Origin of the sequence: Corynebacterium uterequi, from assembly GCF_001021065.1 — a bacterium.
In the GTDB taxonomy this organism is placed as follows: domain Bacteria; phylum Actinomycetota; class Actinomycetes; order Mycobacteriales; family Mycobacteriaceae; genus Corynebacterium; species Corynebacterium uterequi.
Genome location: NZ_CP011546.1, coordinates 1,414,514 through 1,438,732 on the forward strand (window position 1 = coordinate 1,414,514; position 24,219 = coordinate 1,438,732).

Here is a 24,219-nt window from a genome sequence, read left to right on the forward strand (position 1 = left end):
CGGATCACCCCATCCCGGCAAGCAAGGACAATCCCGCCACCTCCCCGATCGCGTATACGACCGGAGCGGTGATCCCGGCCTCCGCCATGGCCGCAGGTAGCGTCGCCGCCGTCGCCCGGACGCAGCGCTGGCCGTCGGTGGTGCCCTCCATGACGGCCACCGCCGGTGTGTCGGCGGCCAAGCCCGCGGCCACGAGGCGCTCACAGATCGCCTGGACGTGCCGGGCGCCCATAATGACGACGATGGTCCCGCCCACCCGCGCCAACGCGTCGAAGTCCGTCAACGATCGCTCATCCCCCGGCGCGACGTGGCCCGACACCACGGTGAAACTATGGGTCACCCCTCGGTGAGTCACCGGCACACCGGCTGCTGCCGGCACCGATACGGCGCTGGTCACTCCCGGTATCACCTCGCACGGGATGCCGGCCTCGGCCAGGGCGATCATCTCCTCGAAACCGCGGCCAAATACGTATGGATCCCCGCCTTTAAGCCGAGCCACCCGCTTTCCATCGCGGGCATAGCAAACCAGAAGCTCGTTGATTTTCTCCTGCGCCACGGAACGCCCGTAGGGCAGCTTGGCGACGTCGATTACCTCGATCGTGGCGAGATCGCCGCCGAAGTCGGCGACGATGGTCTCCAGGTACGGGGTGGGGCCGAGGTGATCGGTGAGGATGACGTCGGCCTGCGCCAGCGCGCGGGCGCCACGCAGGGTGATGAGGTCCCAGGCGCCGGGGCCGCCGCCGATCAACGTAACGGGTGTAATCATGAGGTTTAAGTGTAAGAGCTACCCTGGGCGGTCATGGAACCGTGCCTGCCCGCTTTCGTCCGCGCCGTCGCCGAATTCGCCCTCCCCGCGAACCCAGAGGCCATGCCGCGACCGGCCATCGTCGTGCTCAACGAACCCCTCGCCGTCGAGCTCGGGTTGTCTCCGGAGTGGCTGCGCAGCGACGACGGTCTCGCCTACCTCCAGGGCCGGTCTACGCCGACCTTCGCCCTGGCCTACGCGGGCCATCAATTTGGCCACTACTCCCCGCTGCTCGGCGACGGGCGGGCCCTCCTGCTCGACGAGCGAGAGGTGGCCGGCCAAGCCATCGAGCTCCACGCCAAGGGAACGGGGCCGACGCCGTTGTCCCGGCCCGGCTCCGACGGGCGTGGTTCGCTGAGCTCCATGCTCAAGGAGTTTCTCTTCTCCGAGGCACTGCACGCCCTGGGGGTGCCAACCACCCGCACCCTGGCCGTCGTCGCCACCGGGCACGGCGTCGTCCGTGAGTATGGGCCGGAGCCTGCCGCCTTCCTCGTGCGCACCTCCGCCGGCCTGACCCGGGTCGGGACGTATGAGCTGGCACGAACGCACAATGCCGACACGCTCGATCGTCTCCTTCGCCTCGATAGCGGCCGTATCGCCGGTGCTTCGGGCCCGGTGGAGTTCTTCGCCGAGGTAGTACGGCGCCAGGGCCGCCTCGTCGGGGCGTGGATGCGCCTCGGCTTCATTCACGGGGTGATGAATACGGACAACACCTCCATCGCCGGCGAGACTCTCGACTACGGTCCCTGCGCGTGGACCCCCGGCCTCGATCCGACGGCCTGTTACTCCAGCATCGACGCACAGGGGCGCTACGCCTTCGGTAACCAGCCGGCCATCCTGCGCTGGAACCTCACCCGGTTGGCGCAGTCGATGGCCGAGGTCGCCAGCGTGAGCGATCTAGTGGCACAGCTTGCCGCGCTGCCCGACCACCTCGAGGCGGGCAGGGCAAGAATCGACGACACGCCGCGGTGGTTGCCGCTCAATCACCTCGTCGAGGCGGCGCTGGCCGGCGTCCGCCACGGCGAATGTGGCCCCTTCGACGAGCTTGCCCACGCCGTCACCCACCCATGGGAAGAGGATGCCGGCAGTGACTTCACCCGCCGGCCGGCGCCGTCGACCGATTCTTACCGCACCTTCTGCGGAACCTAAAGCTAGCGCTGAAGCTTGAGCGTCTTTTGGGTGTACTCCCACAGCTCGTCGTAGAGGTCAGGGTTGTCGGAGAGCTTTTTGTTGTAGGACGGGATCATCTCGTAGATCTTCGGCGCCCAGTCGATGAGGTACTCGCCGAAGCACCGCTCGATGAGCTCCACCATGGCCGCCGGGGCAATCGACGCCCCCGGAGATGCGCCTAGCAGGCCGGCGATGGAACCGTCGATGGAGTTGACCAGAGCAGTGCCGAACTCCAGGGAGCCGAAGCGCGGCGCCGCGGTGGGCTTAATGACCTGGACGCGCTGGCCGGCGACGATCGACTCCCAGTCCTCGGCCCGCGCCGTGGGGACGTACTCACGCAGGTCTGCGATGCGGGCGTCGGTGTTCTTGGTGACCTCTTCGACGAGATACTTCGTCAGCTTCCACTCCTGCACGGCCACGCCGAGGTAAGAGGGGATGTTGTCCGGGCGGATGGACTTGAACAGGTCGAGGTAGCTGCCCTTTTTAAGGAACTTCGGCGTCCATCCGCCGAAGGGGCCAAACAGCAAGCCCTTCTTGCCGTTGATAACCCGAGTGTCGAGGTGCGGGACGGACATCGGCGGTGCCCCCACCTGGGCCTTGCCGTACACTTTGGCGTCGTGGGCGTCGATGAGCTCCTGGTTCGTCGAACGCAGCCACATGCCGGACACCGGGAATCCGGCGTAGCCGTTGACTTCCGGAACACCAGCCTTACGCAGCAGGTCCAAGGCGTACCCACCGGCACCGACGAAGACGAACTTCGCCTTGACCACGTACTGGTCTCCCGTGTGGACGTTCTTGACCTTGAGCTTCCACGATTCGCCGGAGCGCTTGACGGTGGTGACCTCATTGCCGTAGCGGATTTCCGTGCCGGCAGCCTTCGCGGCGGTGAGGAACTGCTTTGTCAAAGCACCGAAATTGACGTCGGTGCCGTTGACGTTGGAGGCGTAGGCGACCGGCTCCGAGAAGTCTCGCCCCTCGGCCATGATCGGCAGCCGCTCGCTGAACCCCTCCACCGTGTCGACGAAGTCCATGCCGGCAAAGAGCTTCTGGTTCTTCAGCGCGTCGTAGCGCGCCTTGAGGAAGGTGATCTGCTCCTCGCCCCGGGCGAAGGAGATGTGGTCGACGGGGTTAATGAAGGCCTGCGGATCGTGCAGCACACCGTTATTGACCTGGTGGGACCAGAACTGGCGGGAAACCTGGAACTTCTCGTTAATAAGGATCGCTTTGTGGATGTCAACGCGCCCATGCTTGATGGGCGTGTAGTTCTGTTCACACAAAGCGGAGTGACCGGTCCCGGCGTTGTTCCAGGGGGAGGAGGACTCCATGGCCGGGGCGTCGAGCCGCTCAAGGATGATCTGGCTCCAGCTGGGCTCCAGCTCTCGCAGCATGGCGCCGAGAGTGGCGGACATGATACCGGCGCCCACCAGGGCGATATCCACCTCGTCGCTGGCGCCGTTGGTCTTCGCTGTGTTGTTCTGCGTCATCGTGTTTCCAGACACCTATTCGTTTCTCGTTGACTCATAGACACTGTGGGCTCGCCCACTCCTGCTCGCAGCGTGATCTGCGCCACGCTTTCGGCCCAGCCTACGCTGATACCCCTCAGGGTGTAATACTCTCACCCCCAAACTCCCCTTCCCCTGTGCGTTACTACCCCCTACCCCCGTACTGGCCTGAGGCGTGTTCTCCCGACCACGCCAACTTTGCCACCGGCCTCGCCTAGGGTTGTCGGTATGACGACTGACTCCAGCACCTGGCAGCCCGACATCTTGGGCGCCGACTTTGAGCAGCAGAGCATCCCGCTGGACCCGGACCCGGACTTTCCGACCGAGGTCACCGCGACCCTCGTTCGCTACACTGCCTCCGCCCAGCCGGGGCGCACCGCGGTGCTTTGGGTACATGGGCTCTCCGACTACTTCTTCCACACCCACGTCGCGCAACGCCTGCACGACGAGGGCTTCGCCGTCTACGCACTCGACCTGCGAGCCTGCGGCCGCTCCCGCCGCCCCGGGCAGCACTGGCACTACAGCACCGACATCGCCCGTTACGGCGAAGAACTCACCAAGGCGTTGAGCCTGATCGTCGACGCCGGGCACGACCGCGTCGTCCCCCTTGCCCACTCCACCGGCGGACTCATCGTCCCCCTGTGGCTCAGCGCTTTACACTCCGAGCGCCCCGAGCTGCACGCCCACGTCGCCGGTGCCATCCTCAACTCCCCATGGCTGGACATGATGTATCCCCGAGCCGCCGTCATCGGTATGCGCGCCCTGGCAGGAACCATCGGCAGGATCTGGCCGGGCGTCGCCCTTCCGGCCGGGAAGCTCGACGGTTACGGGGTGTCACTGCACGCGTCGAAAAACGGCGAGTGGGACTTCGACACTCGCTTTAAGCCTCTGAGCGGGCACCGGATCTACCTCGGATGGCTGGGCAGCATCCTGAAATCGCAGAAGGCCATCCACGCCGGGGGCGTCGACGCCGCCGTGCCCACCCTGGTCTTGCGGTCCTCGCAGTCCTATCTGGGCCAGCCCTACTCGGCGGCCACGGACACTGCAGACGCCGTCCTCGACGTCGAACAAATCGCCCGGCGCGCCCCGCTCGTCAGTTCCACGGTCACTCAGCAGGTCATCGAGGGTGCCCGTCACGACGTGTTCCTCTCCCTTCCGCACGCGCGCGAACAGGCCCTGGACCTCACCGTGGAATGGCTCCGCGGTCTTGAGCGCTAGTAATAGCGAGATACCCTTACGCCCCGCATCAGAAAGGCCTCCCTTCGCCCATGACTGCTGTCGACGCCCACTACGACCTCATCATTATCGGCACCGGCTCCGGAAACTCTCTCCCCAATGACGACTTCGCCGACAAGAAGATCGCCATCGTGGAAAAGGGACGTTTCGGCGGCACGTGCCTGAACGTCGGGTGCATTCCCACGAAGATGTACGTCTACGCGGCCGAGCAGGCCTACAAAGCGGCTCACTCCGAGCACCTCAACATCCACACCAGCTACGAGGGTGCCGACTGGGACCGCATCGTCGATCGTGTTTTTGCCCAGCGCATCGACCTCATCGCCGCCGGCGGCGAGGCCTATCGCCGCGGCGAGGAGACCCCGAACATCGACGTCTACGATGGCCACGCACGCTTCGTCGCGCCGCGCACTATCACCACTGCCCAGGGCCCGGAGGAGCGGACCATCTCCGGCGATCAGATCGTCATCGCCACCGGTTCACGGCCGTTCATCTTGCCTGTTATCGCCGACTCGGGGGTGCGCTATCACACCAATGAGGACATCATGCGCTTGGAGAAGCAGCCGGAGTCACTCATCATCCTCGGCGGCGGCGTCATCGCGGCGGAGTTCGCCCACGTCTTCTCCGCCCTGGGAACCGCGGTGACGATCATCAACCGCTCCCCGCTGCTGAAGAACCTCGATTCGGATATCTCCGGCAGGTTCAACGACATCATGGCCGATCGCATGGACACCCGCATCGGGCGTACGGTCACTGCGGCCAGCGAGTCCGACGACGGCATCAGCCTCACCCTCGATGACGGCTCCACCGTCACCGCCGAAGCCCTGCTCGTCGCCCTCGGGCGCACACCGAACGGGGACCAGATGGCACTGGAGACGGCGGGCATCGATATGCACGACGACGGGCGGATTGTCGTCGACGACTACGGCCGCACCACCGCCGACGGGGTGTGGGCGCTCGGTGACGTCTCCTCGCCCTACCAGCTCAAGCATGTGGCCAACGCGGAAGCCCGCGCCGTGCAGCACAACCTGCTGCACCCGGATGACCTGCAGGCGATGCCGCACGACCACGTCCCAGCGGCGATCTTCTCCCATCCGCAGATCGCCACCGTCGGGCTCACAGAGGACCAGGCGCGAGCCACCGGCCGCGAGCTGACCATCAAGGTGCAGAACTACGGCGACGTGGCCTACGGGTGGGCCATGGAGGATCACGAGGGCATCGTCAAGCTCATCGCGGACAAGAACACCGGCGAACTGCTCGGCGCCCACTTCCTCGGCGAGCAGGCGTCGACGCTCATCCAGCAACTAATCACCATCATGGCCTATCGCATCGACGTTCGCGACGTGGCCCGCCGACAGTACTGGATCCACCCGGCCTTGCCGGAGGTCACCGAAAACGCGCTACTGGGGTTGCAGTTCTCCTAGACCCGGCGGCACCCGCCGGCACCCGGCGGCACCGGTGCTCTGGTCTTAGGAGATCTCGATATCCGGCAGGGTCAGGATCTCCGGCCCATCGTCGGTGATGACGATGGTGTGCTCAAACTGGGCGGTGTACTTTCCATCGAGGTTTTGCACCGTCCAGCCGTCGTCCCAGATCCGATACGGCAGCTCGCCGAGGTTAATCATCGGCTCCACCGTGAGCGTCATGCCGGGGACAAGGACGTCCCGGTAAGCGTCCGAGTCGTAGTGGAGCACCACGAGGCCATTGTGGAAGGTCGGCCCCACCCCGTGGCCGGTGAAGTCCTCCACCACCGTGTAACCGAAGCGCTTGGCGTAGGACTCGATGACCCGGCCGATGACGTTGATTTCCCGGCCCGGCTTCGCCGCCCGGATGCCCCGCATGGTGGCTTCCCGGGTTCGCTCCACGAGAAGGCGGTGTTCCTCGGATACGTTGCCGGCCAGGAAAGTGGCATTGGTGTCGCCATGGACGCCGTTCTTATAGGCGGTGACGTCGATATTGACGATGTCGCCGTCCTCGATGACGGTGCTGTCCGGGATGCCGTGACAGACGATCTCGTTGAGTGAAATACAGCTGGACTTGGTAAAGCCTCGGTAGCCGACGCACGACGGGTAGGCGCCCTGGGAGATGATGTACTCGTGGGCGATCTCGTCGATCTCGCTCGTGGTCTTACCCGGTTCCACGGCGGCGCCGGCCAGCGCCAAGGCGTTCGCCGCGATTCGGCTGGCCTCCCGCATGGCTTCGATGGTCTCAGGAGTTTGGACGAAAGGCTCGCCGATGGCTTCCTGGACCTCGTCCTTCCAGACGTACTCCGGGCGCTCGATGTTCTTCGGGATCGGCAGCATAGGAGTGGGATCACCGGGGGTAAGCATTGCTCGACTCATGGTGGTCATCGTAGTACCGGACCCCGGACGATCAACAGGCCCGCCGGCTACGCACACCGGCTAGGCCAGCTGGCGGGCCTTAGGAGGTGACCTTCACCTCGGCCTTGGCGCCACGGATCGGTTCCAGGCCCTCTTCTTCGATGATGCGCTCGGATTCCTCGATGAGGGTTTCGACGATCTTCGACTCCGGCACGGTCTTGATGACCTGCCCCTTGACGAAGATCTGGCCCTTGCCGTTGCCGGAGGCCACGCCCAGGTCGGCGTCGCGGGCCTCGCCGGGACCGTTAACAACGCAGCCCATGACGGCCACCCGCAGCGGGTAGTCCATGCCCTCGAACGCGGCGGTGACTTCGTCGGCCAGGGTGTACACGTCCACCTGTGCCCGCCCGCACGACGGGCAGGACACGATCTCAAAACCACGCTGGCGGAGGTTGAGGGCCTGCAGGATCTGATCGCCCACCTTGATCTCCTCCACCGGGTCCGCCGACAGCGACACCCGGATGGTGTCGCCGATACCCTGGGACAGCAGCGAACCGAAGGCGACCGAGGACTTAATCGTTCCCGCAAACTTCGGACCGGCCTCGGTCACGCCGAGGTGCAGCGGATAATCGCACTGCTCGGCGAGCTGGCGGTAGGCCTCCACCATGAGCACCGGGTCGGAGTGCTTCACCGAAATGGCAATGTCACCGTATCCATGCTCCTCAAACAGGCCTGCCTCCCACAGCGCGGATTCCACGAGCGCCTCCGGGGTGGCCTTGCCGTCATACTTCGCCAACAGCCGCTTGTCCAGGGAACCGCCGTTGACGCCAATACGGATCGGGATACCCGCGTCCCCGGCCGCTTGGGCGACCTCCTTGACGCGGCCGTCGAACTCCTTAATATTGCCGGGGTTGACGCGGACCGCCGCGCAGCCGGCATCGATGGCGGCAAAGATGTACTTCGGCTGGAAGTGAATGTCAGCAATGACGGGAATCGGGGACTTCTTGGCAATCGCCGGCAGCGCCTCCGCGTCGATCGGCTTCGGGCAAGCCACCCGGACGATATCGCAGCCAGCCGCGGTGAGCTGGGCGATCTGCTGCAGCGTGCCGTTAATGTCATGGGTCTTCGTGTTGGTCATGGACTGCACCGAGACCTGGTAATCCGATCCCACGCCCACCGAGCCGACCATAAGCTGCCGGGTCTTACGCCGCGGGGACAATGTCCGCGGCGGTTCCGGGATTCCGAGTCCGATGGTGGTCGACATGCACGCTCCTTGCAGGTTGGATAATGGCACCCCGTAGCCTATCATCGGCGCAGCCCGAAACGCCGGGACGGCACCTACCCCGTGAGGCTCACCGGATTGACGACGTCAGCCACCAGCACCAGGGCGCCGAAGGCCATAAGTACCGCCGCCGCGCCAATGGTCACGGGGGTGAGTTTCTCGTAGTTCACCGGGCCCCTGGGAGCCTTGCCTCGCAGCCTGCGCGCGCCGTCGCGCAGTTTCTCGTAGAGGACAACGGCGATGTGCCCACCGTCGAGCGGGGGCACCGGCACCAGGTTGAACAGCGCCAGGAAGAAATTCAACGACGCCAGCATCATCCAGAACCCGTCCCAGATGGAGCGCTCGACCAGCTCGCCGCCAATCATCGACGCCCCCACCACGCTCATTGGCGAGTCCTGGGCCCGCTCCTGGCCAACAATGGCGCCGATCAGACCCGGGATCTTGGCCGGCAGGCTCACCACTCCCTCGACGGTGGCCGAGAGCACCTGGCCGCTGTAGCGCAGGACCGCCGGCACCGCCTCAACGGGCCCGAAGCGCCGGTACGCGTCGGTGACCGGTTGGCTCACAACACCCACCGCTCCCATCGTCCGCGCTTCGCCGTCGGCGGTGTAGCGGGTGACCTCGTCCACCACGACCGGGATCTCGCGGCGGGTGCCGTCGCGCTCGACGGTCATCGTGACCGTCTGCCCGGGCCGTTCGGCAACGTAGTTCGCTAGCTCGGCGAAGGAGCCCAGGCGGGCGTCGTCGATCGCGAGGATGCGGTCACCCGCCTCGATGCCGGCGCGGCCGGCGGCGCCAACTCCCGAGCACGTCGCCAATTCACCGGTGGCCGGGAGCTGATCGGCGGTGCAGGTGATCTCACCGACGGTCGGAGTGAAGTCCGCATCCGGGTTGGGAATCCCTGACGTCACCGCCACCGCGTAAAGAATGCTCACTCCGAGCAGGAGGTTCATGGCGATGCCTCCCAGCAGCACCACGACGCGCTGCCACCACGGCTTACGCACCATGGCGTGCGGCGCTTCGTCGATGGTCACCGGGTCATTAATGGTCATGCCGGCGATCTCGCAGAAGCCACCGAAGGGGAAGGCCGCGATGCCATACTCGGTGCCGCCGCGGCGGGTGGACACCAACGTGGGCCCGAAACCGATGAAGTAGCGCCGCACCGGCATGGAAAACGCGCGTGCGGCCAGCAGGTGACCGCACTCGTGCAGGGCGATCGTCACCGCGATGCCGAGGGCGAAAAGAACCACGCCCAGCAGATAGGCCCCCACTAGCGAACGCTCAGCCGGTCGACAACACGATTGGCCTGGCGCCGTGCCTCGGCCTCCACGGCGAGGATGTCCTCGATACTCGCCGGCTCCTGTGCGTACGCATCCGCAGCGCTCATCACCTCCGCTACCGTGTCCACGATGTCAATGAAGCGGATACGACGGTCGAGGAAGGCGGCCGCCGCTTCCTCATTGGCGGCGTTATACACCGCCGGCATGGTGCCGGAGGCCTCTGCCGCGGTGCGGGCCAGCTCGACGGCGGGGAACGCGGCGTGGTCCAGCGGTTCAAACACCCACGTCGACGCAGTGCGGAAGTCCAACGACGGTTGCGCACCAGGAACCCGGTTCGGCCAGGCCAATGCGTGGGAGATGGGTAGCTTCATCGACGGCGGCGAGGCCTGGGCGATGGTGCACCCATCGCGGAAGGTCACCATCGAGTGGACGATGGACTGCGGGTGGACCGTGACCTCAATGTCTTGAGGTGCGAGGTCGAAGAGCAGCGTCGCTTCGATGAGCTCTAGGCCTTTGTTCACCAGCGTCGCGGAGTTCAAGGTGTTCATCTGCCCCATCGACCACGTGGGATGCTGGGCTGCCTGCTCCGGGGTGACGTCCGCCATCTCTTCTCGGGTCCAGCCTCTAAAGGGCCCGCCCGACGCGGTGAGAACGAAACGGTCAACGTCCTCGCGCCGCCCAGACCTCAGGCACTGCGCCATGGCGGAGTGCTCGGAGTCCACCGGGATGATCTGCCCCGGTGCGGCCATCGACGTCACCAGACGGCCGCCGGCCACGAGCGACTCCTTATTCGCCAACGCCAGGGCCACCCCGCGCTTGAGGGTCGCCACCGTGGCGGCGAGACCTAAAGAGCCCACTAGGGCGTTGAGGACAATGTCCACCTCCGGGCACTCGTCCACGAGCTGCTGCGCCGCATCCGGCCCAGAGAGCACTGGGGCGCCAAGTGCCTCCGAGACAACGGCTGCCGCGTCCTCGCGGGCCACCGCAATGCGGTTAGCCGAAAGGTTGAGAACGCGGGCCTGCTCAATGATGGCGGCGGGGTCGCTGCCCGCCGCGGCAATGCCTTCGACGCTCAACAGCTCCGGGTTGGCCGCCACTACTTCGAGCGCCTGCGTGCCAATTGAGCCGGTAGAGCCCAGGATGAGGATTCGACGAGGTTTTTCATTGTGGTGCACGCACACCATTCTGGCACGAGCCGACGACAGTGGTGCCGCAACCCCGACGCTCACTCGCTGCTGGGGCTGAGGGGGTGAGTATCTCCCAACATGGGAAAGGTATGCCAGAATACTGTGCAGATAAGCTTTGCACGAGGTGAAGGAGTTCATCGTGGCCAAGTCCCACGCAGAAGAGTTTGAGGTTCACAACGGCGTGTCCACGCGTGACGTGCCCAATGCCGCCTTTGGCTGGAGCTCGGTCGGCCGCACGGCCATCCAGATCAGCGGTTGGGCAAGCGTTGCGGTTCTCTTACTGCTTAACTTCGGCAACCACCAGGGCCACGTGGAAACGATCTGGCTCATCGGCCTAGCCGTCGTGCTGATTCTGGGCCTCATCCTGCACGCCTTCGCGCCCCGCCTCCACCAGGTGCGTACCGTCACCGGCCACAACAAGCCCGAAGGGTGGGTGGAGCCGGACCACGCCTACAACCAGGCCACGCTGTCGGGCAATTACGCGAACCTCGACGACGATCAGCTCCGGGCCCTGAACATCGACCCGCAGCGCGTCAAGCACCTGCGCTCGCTGTCCTCCTAACAGCTAGCGCCACACCGCCGCCTCGAACGCCGTCACCGGCGCCGCCGAGGCGGCGGTTTTCGCATCTAGTTAGCGCTCCTCCGCGGCGAGCTGTCCGCAGGCCGCGGCGATCTCCTGGCCCTTAGTGTCGCGCACCGTACAGGTCACGCCCTGCGCGCGTACCCGACGGACGAACTCATCCTGCCGCGCCCGAGGCGACGCGTCCCACTTCGAGCCCGGAGTTGGGTTCAAGGGGATGAGATTGACGTGCACCTTGGAACCAAGCGCCTGGTGCAGCCTGCGCCCCAGCAGGTCCGCGCGGAAGTCTTGATCGTTGATGTCGCGGATGAGCGCGTACTCGATAGAGACCCGTCGACCGGACTTCTCGGCGTAGTACCGGGCGGCGTCGAGGACCTCCGCTACCGGCCATCGGTTGTTCACCGGCACGAGGGTGTCACGCAGCTCGTCGTCCGGCGTATGCAGGCTCACGGCAAGGGTGACCGACATCTCCTCGTCGGCCAGCTTGCGGATTGCCGGTGCCAGGCCCACGGTGGACACCGTGACATTGCGCTGGGAGATGCCGAAGCCGCTCGGCGCCGGTTGGGTAATCTGGCGCACCGCGGACACGACGCGTTTATAGTTCGCCAGCGGCTCGCCCATGCCCATGAACACGACGTTGGACAGCCGTGAGCCCTCTTCGGCCATCCGGCGGGCCGCGGCGCGCACCTGATCCACGATCTCACCGGTGGAGAGATTACGATCCAATCCTCCCTGCCCGGTGGCGCAGAAGGGGCAGTTCATCCCGCACCCGGCCTGGGAAGAGATGCATAGCGTCGCCCGATCGGGGTAGCGCATGAGGACTGATTCGAGCAGGGTGCCGTCGTGCAGGCGCCACAGGGACTTGGTGGTGTCGCCGTCGTCGGTCTCGTGGTGGCGAACCGGGTCCATAAGCACCGGGAACAGCGCCTCAGCCACCTCAGCTCGCTGAGCGGCGGGCAAGTCCGTCATGGTGGAGGTATCGGACTCGAAACGGCCGTAGTAGTGCCGAGCGATCTGGTCCACTCGGAACTTCGGAAGCCCCAACTCCCCCAGCGCGGCCACTCGCTCATCGTGGGTAAGGTCAGCGAAGTGGCGCGGGGGCATTTTCGCCTTCGGCGCGGAAAATTGCAGCGTGACAGGTTGATTCATCGCCCGTCATCATTCCATGCTGGGCCTGGTAGGGGCAACTACGGGCCGGCTGGCCTAATCCAAGGCGGTGATAATGCTCAAGACAACCCAGCTGGCCGCCGCCGACGGCAGCATTCCGTCGAGCCGGTCCATGATCCCGCCGTGTGCCGGCAGAATCGACGACATGTCCTTGATGCCCAGTTCGCGTTTGAACTGGGATTCGACCAGGTCACCCATGGTGGCGCATACCACCAGAGCGATGCCCAAGATGATGCCCCGCCACCAGTCCATATCCATGAGGAATTCCATGGTCAACGCGCCGGCAATGATGCCAGCGACCATGGATCCGGCCACGCCTTCCCAGGACTTACTCGGGCTGATAGCTGGCGCCATGGGACGGGAACCGAACATCACTCCCACGACGAAGCCGCCGGTATCCGAGGCGACCACGCACAGCATAAACGTCAAGATAACGTTGGCGCCGGGCTCGTCTAGGGTACTGGAGCGCGACAGCATGGCGGCAAAGGCGCCAAAGACGGGGATCCACACGAGCACGAACAGGCCGATGGCCGTGTCCCGGAGGTAGTTCACCGGCGACTGATGCCGACCGTGGTTAAACATGCGCCCAAACATGAGCGTCAACGCCGCGATCGTCAGCCCCACAATGATTCCCTGGGTTTCCAACGGCCACGACAACCACACAATCGCCTGCCCAAACACCAGCAGAAGCGTGCGTGGCAGGACATAGGAGGCCTCGCGCAGGCGGGTAATCACTTCCCACATCCCGGCACCGACCGCCACCGAGACCAGGACATACCAGGCCAACGGTCCGGCCAAGACGGCGCCGACAACCGTTAACCCCAGAGCCGCGCCCACGCCGATGGCGGTAGGTAAATCCCTACCGGCCCGGTTCTTCGGCTTCGGGAAACTCTCCAGGTGAATATGCCCGCCCCGGGTGATCGACCCAATGCGGCCGAGACCGGTTCCGTTCTCGTCGGTCAAACCCATGGTTGCGCTGGAAGGCCTAAACCTCCATCAGCTCCTTTTCCTTAGCGGCGACGACGGCGTCGACCTGGGACACGTAGGTGGCGGTGAGCTTATCCATCTCGCCTTCGGCGGCCTTGACCTCGTCCTCGCCGGCGTCGCCGTCCTTCTGCAGCTTCTTGAGCTGGTCCATGCCCTTGCGTCGAATGTTGCGGATGGCGATCTTGCCGTCCTCGCCCTTGGAGCGGGCCAGCTTGACCATGTCCTTGCGGCGTTCCTCGGTGAGCTGCGGGATGGTCACGCGCAGGATGTGGCCATCACTGGTCGGGTTGACGCCCAGATCAGAGTTGCGGATGGCGGTCTCGATGGCGCCAATCGTCGACGGGTCGTAGGGCTTGACGATGATCATGCGCGGCTCCGGCGCGGTGATCGACGCCATCTGCGGGACCGGCGTCGGCTGGCCATAGAACTCCGCGACAACAGCGTTGAACATATTCGGATTCGCCCGCCCGGTGCGGATGGTCACGAGCTCCTCGCGGGTGTGCTCCACGGAAGACGCCATGTGGAGTTCCGCGTCCTCGAAAATTACATCGATCATCGGTGTCGTATCCTCACATCACTAATCGGAATCGTGCAGGTATTAGCTATTGAATCTAGCAGCCCTTTCTGCCCTCACGGGCATTAGGACACCACCAGGGTACCGATCTTCTCCCCCGCCACGGCGCGGGCGATGTTTCCTTCAGTGAGCAGGTTGAACACAAGAATCGGCATGTCATTGTCCATGCACAGGCTGAAGGCAGTAGCGTCCGCGACCTTCAGGCCCTGCTCGATGACCTCCCGCGGGGTGATCTGCGATAGCAGCTTCGCATCCGGGTTGGTACGCGGATCGTCGTCGTAGACACCGTCGACGGCCTTGGCAAGGAAGAGCACGTCGCAGTTGATCTCCAGGGCGCGCTGGGCGGCGGTGGTGTCCGTGGAGAAGTACGGCATACCCATGCCGGCGCCGAAGATGACGACGCGGCCCTTCTCCAGGTGACGGGCAGCACGCAACGGCAGGTAGGGTTCAGCGATCTGGGCCATGTTGATCGAGGTCTGCACGCGGCAATCGACGCCCTTCTGCTGCAGGAAGTCCTGCAGGGCCAGGGAATTCATGACCGTGCCGAGCATGCCCATGTAGTCAGAGCGGGCCCGGTCCATGCCCCGCTGTTGCAGTTCCGCGCCGCGGAAGAAGTTGCCACCGCCGATGACCACCGCGATCTCCGCGCCGGTGCGGGCGACCTCCGCGATCTGGTTCGCCACATTGTCCACCACGTCCGGATCGATGCCCACCTGGCCGCCGCCAAACATCTCTCCGCCCAGTTTGAGCATGACGCGCTTGTAACCCTGGGGCTTCTCGGCAGACATATCTTCGTTAGTCACGACGGCTGTTCTCCTTCGAGTTGGGTGATCGTGGTCGTTATAAAACCGCCCATCATCCTACATTGCCTCGGCCACGAGGACCGAGGAGCAGACATGCCAATGCCCCGCCAGCGCCCCGATCTCAGCGTTGCTGGGTACGGGACGACGGCGGGGCAGTAACAGGTTCGTGAGGCGAACCGCGGGTGCTACCGGCGCTTAGCGCTGGCCAACCTCGTAGCGGACGAAGCCGGTCACGGTGATGCCACCTTCGTCGGCGACGGCCTTGACGGTCTTCTTGTTGTCAGCGACGGACGGCTGCTCCAGGAGCACAACGTCCTTGAAGAAGCCGTTCATGCGGCCCTTGACGATGTTCGGGATGGCCTTCTCCGGCTTGCCCTCCTCGCGGGTGGTCTTCTCCGCGATCTCCTCTTCCTTGGCGACGACCTCGGCGGGGACGTCCTCGCGGGTCAGGTACTGGGCCTTGAGAGCGGCAATCTGCAGGGCGACGGCGTGAGCAGCCTCGGCGTTGTCACCGGTGTAGCTGACGAGGACGCCCACGGCCGGCGGCAGGTCGGCGGAGCGGTGGTGCAGGTACACCTCAACGTTCTCGCCTTCGACGGTAACGGCGCGGCGCAGCTCCAGCTTCTCGCCGATCTTGGCGGACAGCTGCTGGGTGGCCTCGGCGGCGGTCATGCCGTCGACGTCAGCGTTGGCAAGCTCCTCCGGCGAGTTGGCCTTCACCGCGGCGGCAGCCTCGGCGACCTTGGCGGCGAAGTCCTTGAACTCCTGGTTCTTGGCCACGAAGTCGGTCTCAGAGTTAATCTCGATCATCGTGTGACCGGAGACGGCGATGAGGCCCTCAAGGGCGTTGCGGTCGGCACGCTTGCCCACGTCCTTCGCGCCCTGAATGCGCAGGATCTCAATAGCCTTTTCGAAGTCACCATTGGTCTCTTCGAGGGCCTTCTTGCAGTCGAGCATGCCGGAGCCGGTGATCTCGCGCAGCTTCTTGACGTCTGCAGCAGTGTAGTTCGCCATTACGGGCGGTCCTCCTCAGATTGGAACAAATATCGGGGTTGAAGTTTAGCCGAAGACCGGCCCCCGCGCTTACCCGGGGCCGGGAATCGAAAAATCGCCATCGCCGGGCGATACTTCCCCGTCGATGGCGATTAAAGCGAAGAGTTAGTTCTCCTCGGCAGCGGCCTCAGTGGACTCGGCGGCAGCAGCGGCGGCGGCTGCGGCCTCGGCGTCCGCCTGAGCCTTCTCATCGGTGTCGCCGGCAGCTTCCTTAGCGGCGGCGAGCTGGCGCTCCTCGCGGGCCTTCTTGCCCTCGACGATGGCCTCGCCGATGATGCGGCTCAGCAGCTTGGTGGCGCGGATGGCGTCGTCATTGCCCGGGATCGGGTAGGTGACGTCGTCCGGGTCGCAGTTGGTGTCCAGGATGGCGACCACCGGGATGTTGAGCTTCTTAGCCTCGGAGATCGCGATGTGCTCCTTGTTGGTGTCCACGATCCACAGAGCGGAGGGAACCTTGGACATCTCGGAGATGCCGCCCAGGACGCGCTCCAGCTTGGTGCGCTCGCGGGTGAGCATGAGGATTTCCTTCTTGCCGCGGCCCTTGTAGCCGTCCTCGGCGGCGTCCATGGCGCGCAGCTCCTTGAGGCGGTGCAGACGCTTGGACACGGTCTGGAAGTTGGTGAGCATACCGCCGAGCCAACGGTGGTTGACGTACGGCATGCCGACGCGCTCGGCCTCTTCCTGCACGGCCTCCTGGGCCTGCTTCTTGGTGCCAACGAACAGGACGTTGCCGCCGTGGGCGACGGTCTCCTTGACGAACTCGTAGGCCTCATCGATGTAGGTCAGCGTCTGCTGCAGGTCGATGATGTAGATGCCGTTGCGGTCGGTGAAGATGAAACGACGCATCTTCGGGTTCCAACGACGGGTCTGGTGTCCGAAGTGGACGCCAGCGTCGAGGAGCTCGCGCATGGTTACGACTGCCATGGGAATTATCTCCTTGGGAGTGCTCTAGTTTTCGGTTACCAATGTTTCAGTGTGCGGGTTTTGTTCCCTCGGCCATCCGAGGGCTTTGCCACGCATCCTGGCGATTCGCTCGGATACCAACGCCCCGCGCTGCCCTCTTTTCGAGGTCAACCCGGGGACCAAGTCAGTCTCCGACACGCGCGAACCGCGCGAAGTCAGCGCACCCCGGGAGGGCACACTGCTGTACGCGAACGTTAGCCGACCGGTCCTTAAGGCACAAACTGAAACCGCGTCAAGTGCTAGGATCCGGGCCCTGGCTGGGGAAAACTCCGCCGCTAGCGGCGTTATCCCCAACCTCCAGCCTCCGGCGTTCCGCATCAACGCTCCTTCGAGGCAGTGTGGGCGGCGTGTCTGTGCCAACTCCTTTCGTCTTCGCTGCCGCAGCGCTTATCGCGGCCGCAACAGTTACGCCTCCAGCAGATCCCCTAGACAACCGACCGGTAGCTGGGCCCGCGTCGACGCGCGTCGCCGTGACCAGCCCACCTGCGCATCCTCAGAGTTACGTGTGCCCCACCACCGGCACTGTTCAGCTCGGCCGGGTGCTCCGGCCGGCGGCCATCCCGCAGCAGCGATGGTTACCCGGGCACCGTGGCGTCGACCTTGCGCTCAACGTCGGTGAGCCGGTTCGGGCCGCCGGCACCGGAACCGTCGCGGTTGCTGGTCCCGTCGTCGGTACCCCCACCGTGTCCATCGACCACCCTGACGGGATAAGAACCACCTACCAGCCGGTCTACGCCACAGTGAGTTCCGGAGAGACGGTCACCGCCGGGCAGGTCATCGGCCGGCTCGCCCCCAGTACCACCGGTTTCCCCGGGCTGCAGTGGGGTGCCAAGATCGGTTCGGATGGATACCTCGATCCGTTGACGCTGCTGCCGCTACCGGTCATCCGGCTGAAACCGCTCGCAGCGGCAGCCCCCGCGCGACCCTAAGCCCGCGGGTGTGCCCGGGCCACCACCTCCTTCAGGCGTTGAGGTGACACGTGGGTGTAGATCTGGGTGGTCTGCAGCGAGGAATGTCCGAGGATTTCCTGGACGACGCGGAGGTCAGCCCCGCCTTCCAGCAGGTGCGTTGCCGCGGTGTGACGAATGCCGTGCGGGGTGAGCTCACTGCCAGGACCTTGGGAACTGCGGGCGGCCCGCTCGACGATGCGCCGAACCTGGCGCTGATCGATACGCCCGCCGCGGGACCCCAGGAAAACGGCTGGCGGCGAATCCGCCCGGGCTAAAGCGCCTCGCCCCTCGCCAACCCACGTCCGCAGGGCCGCAGCCGCGGTCTCGCCGAAGGGCACGACGCGCTGCTTGTTGCCCTTGCCCGTCACCCGGACGGTGTGCCGGGCGTAGTCGACGTCGTCGAGGTCCATTCCGCATAGTTCGGACACCCGCATCCCGGTGGCGTAGAGCATCTCCAAGATGGCCGCATCGCGCAGGGCTTCCGGCGCGTCGGGCTCGTCGCGTTGCGTGGGTTCGGTGACCAGGAGGTCAGCCTGGTTCGGCGCCAGGATGTGGGGCAAGGCCCGTCGCACCTTGGGCGACGCCAGCCGCGCGGCGACGTCGGTGGCCAGATGTCCGCGATTCATCGCCCAACGGGTAAACGCGCGGGCGGCGGCGGTCCGACGCGCGATGGTGGCCCGGGATTTACCCTGGTCCACCGCTTCGGCGAGCCAGTCTCTTAAAACCGCCAGCGTGAGCGAGTCGAGGTCTTCCACCCGCTCGGCGAGCTGTCTGAGGTCGCTGCGGTAGGAGGAAACCGTGGCCTCGGAGCGCCCGAGCACCATGCGTTGGTAGTCGGCGAAATCCTCGATCGCCTCCTGGAACTGCGTTCCCACGTGTTGGCTCATGCCCTCTCAGGCTAGTCGCGGCGCGCCCACCCGTCGTTGTGCCTAACGACGATGTTGCGTTGCGCCAGGTCCAACAGGATGGTCACGCACAGCGCAAGGGTGAGGCCGGCCTGTCGGGCGACGTCCTCGGTGCACAGATCCCCGCTGACGGGAAGGGCGTCGAACACGCGCATCTCGTTGCGGCTCAGGCGCTGGATGTCCGTGGCTTGGAAGGCAATCTCGTATTGGGCATCAGCGTCCACCGCGCCGATGGGTTCGAGCAGTGCCCGGATATCGGTGCCAGTGGCCACGAGCTGGGCGCGTCCATCGCGCAGCCGACCATGGCAGCCGAGCGACGCCACGGAGGTGACGGGCCCGGGCACGGCCATCGCTATCCGACCGAGTCCTTCCGCCCACGTCAGGGTATTAAGCGCCCCGGACCGCCACGCCGCCTCCACCACGACCGTGCCTTGGGTCAGCGCGGCGACGAGCCGGTTGCGGGTGAGGAAGCGGTGCCGCTGCGGCCGGTCTCCGGGAGGGTACTCAGTGACGACCGCGCCGTGGCGGGCGATGTCTGCGAAGAGCTCCCGATTGCTCGCCGGGTAGACATGGCCCACCCCGCACGCCGTGATGGCGATGGTCGGAGTGGCTGCGTCCAAGGCCGCTCGGTGCGCGGCCGTGTCGATGCCCAAGGCACCGCCGGACACGATCGTCCATTGATGTCCGGCCAGGTCGTGGACGAGGCGGCGAGTGACCTCGGCGCCGTAATTGGTGGCTGCCCGCGTTCCGACCACTGCCACCGCCCGAGCAAGCAATTCGGTCAAGGGTCGGCCGGTGACCCACAGAGCGTGGGGCGCCACAGCGTCTGCTTGATAGGTACGGCCATGCTCGCTCAAGCCGGTTGCTCTGGCGCCGAAGGCGTAGTCGAACTGTTCACCGGGCCATTCGGCGCAGTCGGGGGTGACAAGCCTGGCTCCTAATTCGGCGGCCGCGGCAAGGTCTTCTTCGGCACGGCACGTGGCGTAGCGTGCCTGGGTCTCCCCGGCGAGGTCCCCGAGCCAGGACGCACGTCGTCGTACGCCGCGGGCGATTTCGTCGGCGTCGCGGCCGGCGCTGAGCAATTCGTGCAGGGCGCGGCTGGGTCCCTCGATAGTCCGGGAGAGATAGGCCCAGCTGGTCGGCGAGCTCATGCTGCCTCCCGCAGGCCGGCGGTACCGATGCTGCGCAGTTGGACGGCGCACGCGACGTTGTCGAGCCCCGGCCTGTCGTTACCGGCTAGGTCGCTGAGCGTCCAGGCCACCCGAAGCGAATGGTCGACGCCACGTTGGGTGAGCTGGCGCCGGCCCAGCAGCGCCTGGAGCAGGGCCATGCCGGCCTCATCCGCAGGTGCATGGCGGCGCAGGTAGGGACCCGGCACCGCGGCATTGGTCCCGCCGCCGAGGCACTCCCACCGTCGGGCGGCACGCTGTCGGGCCAGGGCGACCCGCTCGGCGATGACGGCGGAAGGTTCGGCATCGACCGGCGCCACCGTCGCGCGCGCCGCGGTGGTGGCGGCGATGATATCGATCCGGTCGAGCAGCGGCCCGGACAGGTTCGCCAGATAGGTGCGCCTTTCGGCGACGCTGCACCGGCAATCGGTAGTTTGCTCAGCGCCACAGCGACACGGGTTCGCCGCCATGACCAGCTGGAACGACGCCGGGAAGACCGTGGTCGCCGCCCCACGGCGCAGCTCCACTTCATGGTGTTCGAGCGGAGTGCGCAACCCGTCGAGGACCCGGGCGGGGATCTCGGATACCTCGTCGAGGAAGAGCACGCCGCGATGCGCTTGGGTAATGGCCCCGCAGCGCACTACCCCGCTGCCGCCGCCGATGAGTGCGGCTCGGGTGATGGTGTGATGGGGTGCGCACAGCGGCGGGGTGAGCGAATAGCCTACCCGGCCGGGGACCTCGGCGCTGATGGAGCGCACCATGGCTACTTCCATCGCCTCCTCGGGGGACAGTGGCGGCAGGATGGATGGCAGGCGCTCGGCAATCATCGACTTCCCGGACCCCGGTGGCCCGACGAGGAACATATGATGCCCGCCCGCCGCGGCGACTTCCGCCGCCCATCGGGCGTTGTCGTTGCCGGCGAGGTCGCTAAAGTCCGGTTGTTCGCCCGTCGCTGCTGGTGTGTCTTCGGCGGTACGGTGCGAGGTGGGCAGCTCCGTAGCGTCGAGCGCCCACTGCCATGCCTCGGCCAGCGTGTGTACGACGCGGACGTCGACACCGTCGACGAGAGCCGCCTCGCCGCCGCAGGCGGCAGGCACGATCACCCGGGTGATCCCGCACCGGTGTGCTTCGGCGACGAGGGGCAGCACGCTCGTCACGGGGCGCACCGCGCCGTCGAGTCCGAGCTCGCCGAGGATGAGGGCGTCGTCGAGCCGCTGCTGCGCTTGGGGATTCCCGGCAGCGAGTACGGCCAGGCACAGGGCCAAGTCGAAATGAGATCCGCGCTTGGGGACGTCAGCCGGCGAGAGCGACAGCACGATCTTGGTGCGCGGCCAATTCAGCTGGGCGTTAGCGACGGCGGTGCGCAGCCGAAACCGGGATTCGCGGACCGCGGTGTCGCCGAGGCCGACGATGTGCATACCGGGTAGCCCGGGTCCGATGTTGGCTTCCACGGTGACGATCCTGCCGGCCAGGCCGTGCGGCGCGGCGGTCAGTGCTTTACCAAGTGCCATCGTCGACTCCCTCGTAGCAGGTGACCTCAAAGTGGTCGGCGTCTTCGATGAGCTCCAGGACGTCAAAGCGAACGCTCATCCACGGTTTGTCATCGAGCCAGCGCGCGGCCGCGGCCCGCATCCGGGCGAGCTTCGCGGCATCCACCGCTTCCGCTGCCCCGAAGTCCCGGGTGCGCCGGGTCTTGACTTCGACGAACACGATGTCGTCCCCGTCGGCGGCGATGATGTCGATCTCGCCGCAGCGGTAGCGGACGTTTCGGGCAATGAGGTAGTAGCCGTGAGCCTGCAGCCAGGAGGCGGCGTACTCTTCGCCACGCTGTCCCAGGGCGAGCGGCGGTCCGTGGTGGCCAGTGGTGGGGTTCATGAGGGGTGCTCCTTCGCGAGTCGGTCGGTGGTAGCTACTACCTGACCTTGGCGCGGCGAAGCCTTCTGCGGTACTCATCGGCCCGTACGATGCGAAAAACTGTGGACAACGACGGTTGTCCACAGTTTCGATGTGTCTAAAGTTGACGCCGCTACTCGGGGAAGGTCAGCTCCGGTTTGTCGAGTTCCTCGATGTTGACGTCCTTGAAGGTAATGACCCTGACATAACGCACGAAACGGGCGGCTCGGTACATGTCCCACACCCAGGCGTCGGACATGCGGACCTCGTAGTACACGTCCGGACCTGCGGAATGCGGAATGAGCTCAACGGCGTTGGCCAGGTAGAAGCGGCGTTCAGTCTCCACCACGTAGGAGAATTGGCTGACGACGTCGCGGTACTCGCGGTACAGCGACAGCTCCGCGTCGGCCTCATAGTTGTCGAGATCTTCTGCGCTCACCGCGTACACTCCTTGCTCGTTGACCGGGGGCGATTATCGCTGCTCCCACTCGGCGTGGGCGGCAGCGACGTTGGCATAAGTGTAGCGATGCTGCGGGCTGGCCCCGTGGCGGCGCACCGCGTCGAGGTGTGCTTTCGTTGAATAGCCCTTGTGCTTGTCGAAGCGGTAGACCGGGTAGCTCACGGCGAGCTCGTCCATGACGCGGTCCCTGGTGACCTTCGCCAACACTGAGGCTGCGGCGATACACCGCGCCGTGGCGTCACCACCGATGATCGGCAGGTGGGGAACGCGTAAGGAGGGGATTCGCCACGCGTCGGTGAGGACGTAGCCCGGCCGGATTCGCAGTCGTTCGACGGCGAGCCGCATGCCTTCTCGGTTGAGGGTGTGCACGCCGTAGTGATCGACGGCTGAAGCTTCGAAGCTGACTACCTCGTAGTCGAGTGCTACCCGGGTGATGACGTCGAAAAGCTCTTCCCGCAGGCGCGGGGTGAGCTTTTTCGAGTCGTCGAGGCGGTCCAATGCCGGTATGACGCGCGGCGGCAGCGCGCAGGCGGCGACGGTCAGTGGGCCGGCGCAGGCGCCACGGCCGGCCTCGTCGACGCCCACGACGGGGCCGAGGCCCGCGTTGACGAGGGCGACCTCGTAGGTCCGTGACTGCTTCAGCCGACGCAGGCGCCCCATCAGCCGGCGAGTTGCTGCGGCTGGATCTCGGGGTCGTCGACGCCGCCGATGCGATTCAGCGGGAGGATAATGGCTTGGACCTTGCCGCGAATGTTCTCCTCCGGGATGGTGCCCTGCAGGGGATCGCCGATGTGGGCGCGGGAATCGGCCGAGTTGGTGCGGTTGTCACCCATCATGAAGTAGTGGCCCTCGGGCACGGTGATGGGCCCGAAGTAGTCGCCGCCGCAGGCTTCGGACCCGGTCTCGGGATTGACTGGGTATTGCAGCGGCTGCAGGGTGAAGGACTGGTCCGTCGGCTGGTCGTCAACCATGACCGATGAGTCTCCCGGCAGGCAGCGCACGGTCTGGCCCCCTTCGGCCACGATCCGCTTGACTAGGTTGTTCTCATCGGGGGCGACGAGTCCCACGTAGGAGCCGAGGTTTTGCAGCCCCCGCACGACGACGTTCTCGCTGCGGTAGGAGACGAAGAAGGAATTCCAGGAATCGGTGCCCTCGAAGACGACGACGTCGCCCGGCTCCGGGTCGCTGACGTAGTAGGACAGCCGCTCGACGAGGATGCGGTCGCCCGTGCAGCCGTCGCAACCGTGCAGCGTCGGTTCCATCGACGCCGAGGGGATGAGGTAGACACGACCGACGAAGGTTTGCAGAAGAAACATGCAGACCATCGTTACGACGATGATGAGAGGGAACTCCACCCACCACGGCAGGGCCGCCTCTTTCTCCGCGTGGTCGTCATTCTTCATAGTCACCCGCGCGAGCTTAGCACTATCCACGCAAAGCAAAAGGCCCGGACCATGAGTGGTACCGGGCCTAGCAGCGCTGGGATTAGCGACGCTCCTTGATGCGAGCGGCCTTTCCGCGCAGCTTGCGCATGTAGTAGAGCTTCGCGCGACGGACGTGGCCGCGGCGAACGACCTCGATCTTCTCGATGTTCGGGGAGTGAACCGGGAAGGTACGCTCCACGCCGATACCGAAGGAGACCTTACGCACGGTGAAGGTCTCGCGGATGCCGCCGCCCTGACGACGCAGGACGAAGCCCTTGAACAGCTGGGTACGCTGGTTGCTGCCCTCGATGACCTTGACGTGCACGTCGAGGGTGTCACCCGGGCGGAAGTCCGGGATATCGTCGCGCATCTGCGCGGCTTCGATCTTGTCGATGATGTTGGTCATAATCAACGTTTCCTTATTCTCATTCAGGACAGAGGACCCTAGCGGGCGTTCGCGCCCACGGTGGTGACGCGCCGCCGGTTCGTATCCGTGACATTCGACCGGGCC

General features: G+C 65.5%; 25 protein-coding genes. 5 read left to right on the forward strand and 20 right to left on the reverse strand.

What is annotated here, in order from left to right; translation table 11 throughout:
* Window positions 1–4: 4 nt before the first annotated feature.
* A complete protein-coding gene (gene cobA, locus CUTER_RS06640) occupies window positions 5–766 on the reverse strand; it encodes a uroporphyrinogen-III C-methyltransferase (protein WP_052844059.1) in 762 nt (253 codons plus the stop codon).
* A 33-nt stretch (window positions 767–799) separates the two neighbouring features.
* On the opposite strand from cobA, the gene CUTER_RS06645 reads away from it, so the two are divergent.
* Window positions 800–1,954 carry a protein adenylyltransferase SelO family protein gene (locus tag CUTER_RS06645; RefSeq protein ID WP_052844060.1) on the forward strand — a complete coding sequence of 385 codons (1,155 nt, stop codon included), beginning with the start codon at window positions 800–802 and terminating at the stop codon, window positions 1,952–1,954.
* 2 nt (window positions 1,955–1,956) lie between these two features.
* On the opposite strand, the gene mqo is transcribed toward CUTER_RS06645, so the two are convergent.
* Window positions 1,957–3,459, reverse strand: coding sequence for a malate dehydrogenase (quinone) (gene mqo / locus CUTER_RS06650; RefSeq protein WP_047259773.1), 1,503 nt, complete (start codon window positions 3,457–3,459; stop codon window positions 1,957–1,959).
* 246 nt (window positions 3,460–3,705) lie between these two features.
* Here mqo and CUTER_RS06655 point away from each other — a divergent pair, with 246 nt between their 5' ends.
* A complete protein-coding gene (locus CUTER_RS06655) occupies window positions 3,706–4,695 on the forward strand; it encodes an alpha/beta hydrolase (protein WP_047259774.1) in 990 nt (329 codons plus the stop codon).
* 50 nt (window positions 4,696–4,745) lie between these two features.
* Complete coding sequence (mtr, locus tag CUTER_RS06660; protein ID WP_047259775.1) at window positions 4,746–6,134, forward strand: mycothione reductase; 1,389 nt, start codon at window positions 4,746–4,748, stop codon at window positions 6,132–6,134.
* 45 nt (window positions 6,135–6,179) lie between these two features.
* Here the strand turns inward: mtr and map are convergent, their stop codons facing one another.
* The 4 genes from map to dxr all read right to left on the reverse strand — a co-directional run bounded on the left by map (window position 6,180) and on the right by dxr (window position 10,768).
* Window positions 6,180–7,061, reverse strand: a complete 882-nt coding sequence (map, locus tag CUTER_RS06665) for a type I methionyl aminopeptidase (protein WP_047259776.1) — start codon at window positions 7,059–7,061, stop codon at window positions 6,180–6,182.
* Window positions 7,062–7,131: 70 nt separating this feature from the next.
* On the reverse strand, window positions 7,132–8,295 hold the full coding sequence (gene ispG, locus CUTER_RS06670; protein ID WP_047259777.1) for a flavodoxin-dependent (E)-4-hydroxy-3-methylbut-2-enyl-diphosphate synthase: 1,164 nt from the start codon (window positions 8,293–8,295) through the stop codon (window positions 7,132–7,134).
* Window positions 8,296–8,369: 74 nt separating this feature from the next.
* Complete coding sequence (locus CUTER_RS06675; RefSeq protein WP_047259778.1) at window positions 8,370–9,584, reverse strand: M50 family metallopeptidase; 1,215 nt, start codon at window positions 9,582–9,584, stop codon at window positions 8,370–8,372.
* Complete coding sequence (dxr, locus tag CUTER_RS06680) at window positions 9,584–10,768, reverse strand: 1-deoxy-D-xylulose-5-phosphate reductoisomerase (protein ID WP_236684688.1); 1,185 nt, start codon at window positions 10,766–10,768, stop codon at window positions 9,584–9,586. The genes CUTER_RS06675 and dxr overlap by 1 nt, the downstream gene beginning before the upstream one ends.
* A 151-nt stretch (window positions 10,769–10,919) precedes the next feature.
* Here dxr and CUTER_RS06685 point away from each other — a divergent pair, with 151 nt between their 5' ends.
* Complete coding sequence (locus tag CUTER_RS06685; RefSeq protein WP_047260662.1) at window positions 10,920–11,342, forward strand: DUF2631 domain-containing protein; 423 nt, start codon at window positions 10,920–10,922, stop codon at window positions 11,340–11,342.
* A 69-nt stretch (window positions 11,343–11,411) separates the two neighbouring features.
* On the opposite strand, the gene rlmN is transcribed toward CUTER_RS06685, so the two are convergent.
* From rlmN to rpsB, 6 genes are all read right to left on the reverse strand, one after another.
* A complete protein-coding gene (gene rlmN / locus CUTER_RS06690) occupies window positions 11,412–12,509 on the reverse strand; it encodes a 23S rRNA (adenine(2503)-C(2))-methyltransferase RlmN (protein WP_047259780.1) in 1,098 nt (365 codons plus the stop codon).
* A 54-nt stretch (window positions 12,510–12,563) separates the two neighbouring features.
* Window positions 12,564–13,496: a phosphatidate cytidylyltransferase gene (locus CUTER_RS06695; protein WP_082121300.1), complete on the reverse strand. Its 933-nt coding sequence runs from the start codon at window positions 13,494–13,496 to the stop codon at window positions 12,564–12,566.
* A 16-nt stretch (window positions 13,497–13,512) separates the two neighbouring features.
* Window positions 13,513–14,070 (reverse strand): ribosome recycling factor, encoded by a 558-nt coding sequence (frr, locus tag CUTER_RS06700; protein ID WP_047259781.1) that lies wholly within the window; start codon window positions 14,068–14,070, stop codon window positions 13,513–13,515.
* 83 nt (window positions 14,071–14,153) lie between these two features.
* Window positions 14,154–14,876, reverse strand: a complete 723-nt coding sequence (gene pyrH / locus CUTER_RS06705; RefSeq protein ID WP_047259782.1) for a UMP kinase — start codon at window positions 14,874–14,876, stop codon at window positions 14,154–14,156.
* Between the two features lie 210 nt (window positions 14,877–15,086).
* Window positions 15,087–15,905 carry a translation elongation factor Ts gene (gene tsf / locus CUTER_RS06710; protein WP_047259783.1) on the reverse strand — a complete coding sequence of 273 codons (819 nt, stop codon included), beginning with the start codon at window positions 15,903–15,905 and terminating at the stop codon, window positions 15,087–15,089.
* 144 nt (window positions 15,906–16,049) lie between these two features.
* Entirely contained in the window at window positions 16,050–16,868 is an 819-nt protein-coding gene (gene rpsB / locus CUTER_RS06715; protein WP_047259784.1) for a 30S ribosomal protein S2, read from the reverse strand.
* A 509-nt stretch (window positions 16,869–17,377) separates the two neighbouring features.
* Between rpsB and CUTER_RS11890 the strand changes: the two genes are divergently transcribed.
* Window positions 17,378–17,836 (forward strand): M23 family metallopeptidase, encoded by a 459-nt coding sequence (locus CUTER_RS11890; RefSeq protein WP_047259785.1) that lies wholly within the window; start codon window positions 17,378–17,380, stop codon window positions 17,834–17,836.
* Here the strand turns inward: CUTER_RS11890 and CUTER_RS06725 are convergent.
* The 8 genes from CUTER_RS06725 to rplS all read right to left on the reverse strand — a co-directional run bounded on the left by CUTER_RS06725 (window position 17,833) and on the right by rplS (window position 24,114).
* Entirely contained in the window at window positions 17,833–18,744 is a 912-nt protein-coding gene (locus CUTER_RS06725) for a tyrosine recombinase XerC (protein ID WP_047259786.1), read from the reverse strand. The two genes, CUTER_RS11890 and CUTER_RS06725, sit on opposite strands and share 4 nt — an antisense overlap.
* Before the next feature lie 11 nt (window positions 18,745–18,755).
* Window positions 18,756–19,913: a DNA-processing protein DprA gene (gene dprA, locus CUTER_RS06730; protein WP_047259787.1), complete on the reverse strand. Its 1,158-nt coding sequence runs from the start codon at window positions 19,911–19,913 to the stop codon at window positions 18,756–18,758.
* Complete coding sequence (locus CUTER_RS06735; RefSeq protein ID WP_047259788.1) at window positions 19,910–21,442, reverse strand: YifB family Mg chelatase-like AAA ATPase; 1,533 nt, start codon at window positions 21,440–21,442, stop codon at window positions 19,910–19,912. Before CUTER_RS06735 ends, dprA begins: the two co-directional genes overlap by 4 nt.
* Window positions 21,429–21,806 (reverse strand): YraN family protein, encoded by a 378-nt coding sequence (locus CUTER_RS06740; RefSeq protein WP_047259789.1) that lies wholly within the window; start codon window positions 21,804–21,806, stop codon window positions 21,429–21,431. The genes CUTER_RS06735 and CUTER_RS06740 overlap by 14 nt, the downstream gene beginning before the upstream one ends.
* Window positions 21,807–21,957: 151 nt before the next feature.
* Window positions 21,958–22,263: a DUF2469 domain-containing protein gene (locus tag CUTER_RS06745; RefSeq protein ID WP_047259790.1), complete on the reverse strand. Its 306-nt coding sequence runs from the start codon at window positions 22,261–22,263 to the stop codon at window positions 21,958–21,960.
* Window positions 22,264–22,296: 33 nt separating this feature from the next.
* A complete protein-coding gene (locus CUTER_RS06750; RefSeq protein ID WP_047259791.1) occupies window positions 22,297–22,944 on the reverse strand; it encodes a ribonuclease HII in 648 nt (215 codons plus the stop codon).
* Entirely contained in the window at window positions 22,944–23,687 is a 744-nt protein-coding gene (lepB, locus tag CUTER_RS06755) for a signal peptidase I (protein WP_047259792.1), read from the reverse strand. The genes CUTER_RS06750 and lepB overlap by 1 nt, the downstream gene beginning before the upstream one ends.
* An 82-nt stretch (window positions 23,688–23,769) precedes the next feature.
* Window positions 23,770–24,114 (reverse strand): 50S ribosomal protein L19, encoded by a 345-nt coding sequence (gene rplS / locus CUTER_RS06760; RefSeq protein WP_047259793.1) that lies wholly within the window; start codon window positions 24,112–24,114, stop codon window positions 23,770–23,772.
* Window positions 24,115–24,219: the final 105 nt, after the last annotated feature.

Bases quoted from the DNA above. Each gene is read 5' to 3' on its own strand.
- rpsB (WP_047259784.1), bottom strand. From the start codon at position 16,868: ATGGCAGTCGTAACCATGCGCGAGCTCCTCGACGCTGGCGTCCACTTC.
- pyrH (WP_047259782.1), bottom strand. From the start codon at position 14,876: ATGTCTGCCGAGAAGCCCCAGGGTTACAAGCGCGTCATGCTCAAACTG.
- CUTER_RS06695 (WP_082121300.1), bottom strand. From the start codon at position 13,496: ATGGGTTTGACCGACGAGAACGGAACCGGTCTCGGCCGCATTGGGTCG.
- CUTER_RS06725 (WP_047259786.1), bottom strand. From the start codon at position 18,744: ATGAGCCAACACGTGGGAACGCAGTTCCAGGAGGCGATCGAGGATTTC.
- CUTER_RS06750 (WP_047259791.1), bottom strand. From the start codon at position 22,944: ATGGGGCGCCTGCGTCGGCTGAAGCAGTCACGGACCTACGAGGTCGCC.
- rlmN (WP_047259780.1), bottom strand. From the start codon at position 12,509: ATGAATCAACCTGTCACGCTGCAATTTTCCGCGCCGAAGGCGAAAATG.
- frr (WP_047259781.1), bottom strand. From the start codon at position 14,070: ATGATCGATGTAATTTTCGAGGACGCGGAACTCCACATGGCGTCTTCC.
- CUTER_RS06735 (WP_047259788.1), bottom strand. From the start codon at position 21,442: ATGGCACTTGGTAAAGCACTGACCGCCGCGCCGCACGGCCTGGCCGGC.
- mqo (WP_047259773.1), bottom strand. From the start codon at position 3,459: ATGACGCAGAACAACACAGCGAAGACCAACGGCGCCAGCGACGAGGTG.
- cobA (WP_052844059.1), bottom strand. From the start codon at position 766: ATGATTACACCCGTTACGTTGATCGGCGGCGGCCCCGGCGCCTGGGAC.
- dprA (WP_047259787.1), bottom strand. From the start codon at position 19,913: ATGAGCTCGCCGACCAGCTGGGCCTATCTCTCCCGGACTATCGAGGGA.
- tsf (WP_047259783.1), bottom strand. From the start codon at position 15,905: ATGGCGAACTACACTGCTGCAGACGTCAAGAAGCTGCGCGAGATCACC.
- CUTER_RS06655 (WP_047259774.1), top strand. From the start codon at position 3,706: ATGACGACTGACTCCAGCACCTGGCAGCCCGACATCTTGGGCGCCGAC.
- map (WP_047259776.1), bottom strand. From the start codon at position 7,061: ATGACCACCATGAGTCGAGCAATGCTTACCCCCGGTGATCCCACTCCT.
- rplS (WP_047259793.1), bottom strand. From the start codon at position 24,114: ATGACCAACATCATCGACAAGATCGAAGCCGCGCAGATGCGCGACGAT.
- mtr (WP_047259775.1), top strand. From the start codon at position 4,746: ATGACTGCTGTCGACGCCCACTACGACCTCATCATTATCGGCACCGGC.
- ispG (WP_047259777.1), bottom strand. From the start codon at position 8,295: ATGTCGACCACCATCGGACTCGGAATCCCGGAACCGCCGCGGACATTG.
- CUTER_RS06645 (WP_052844060.1), top strand. From the start codon at position 800: ATGGAACCGTGCCTGCCCGCTTTCGTCCGCGCCGTCGCCGAATTCGCC.
- lepB (WP_047259792.1), bottom strand. From the start codon at position 23,687: ATGAAGAATGACGACCACGCGGAGAAAGAGGCGGCCCTGCCGTGGTGG.
- CUTER_RS06740 (WP_047259789.1), bottom strand. From the start codon at position 21,806: ATGAACCCCACCACTGGCCACCACGGACCGCCGCTCGCCCTGGGACAG.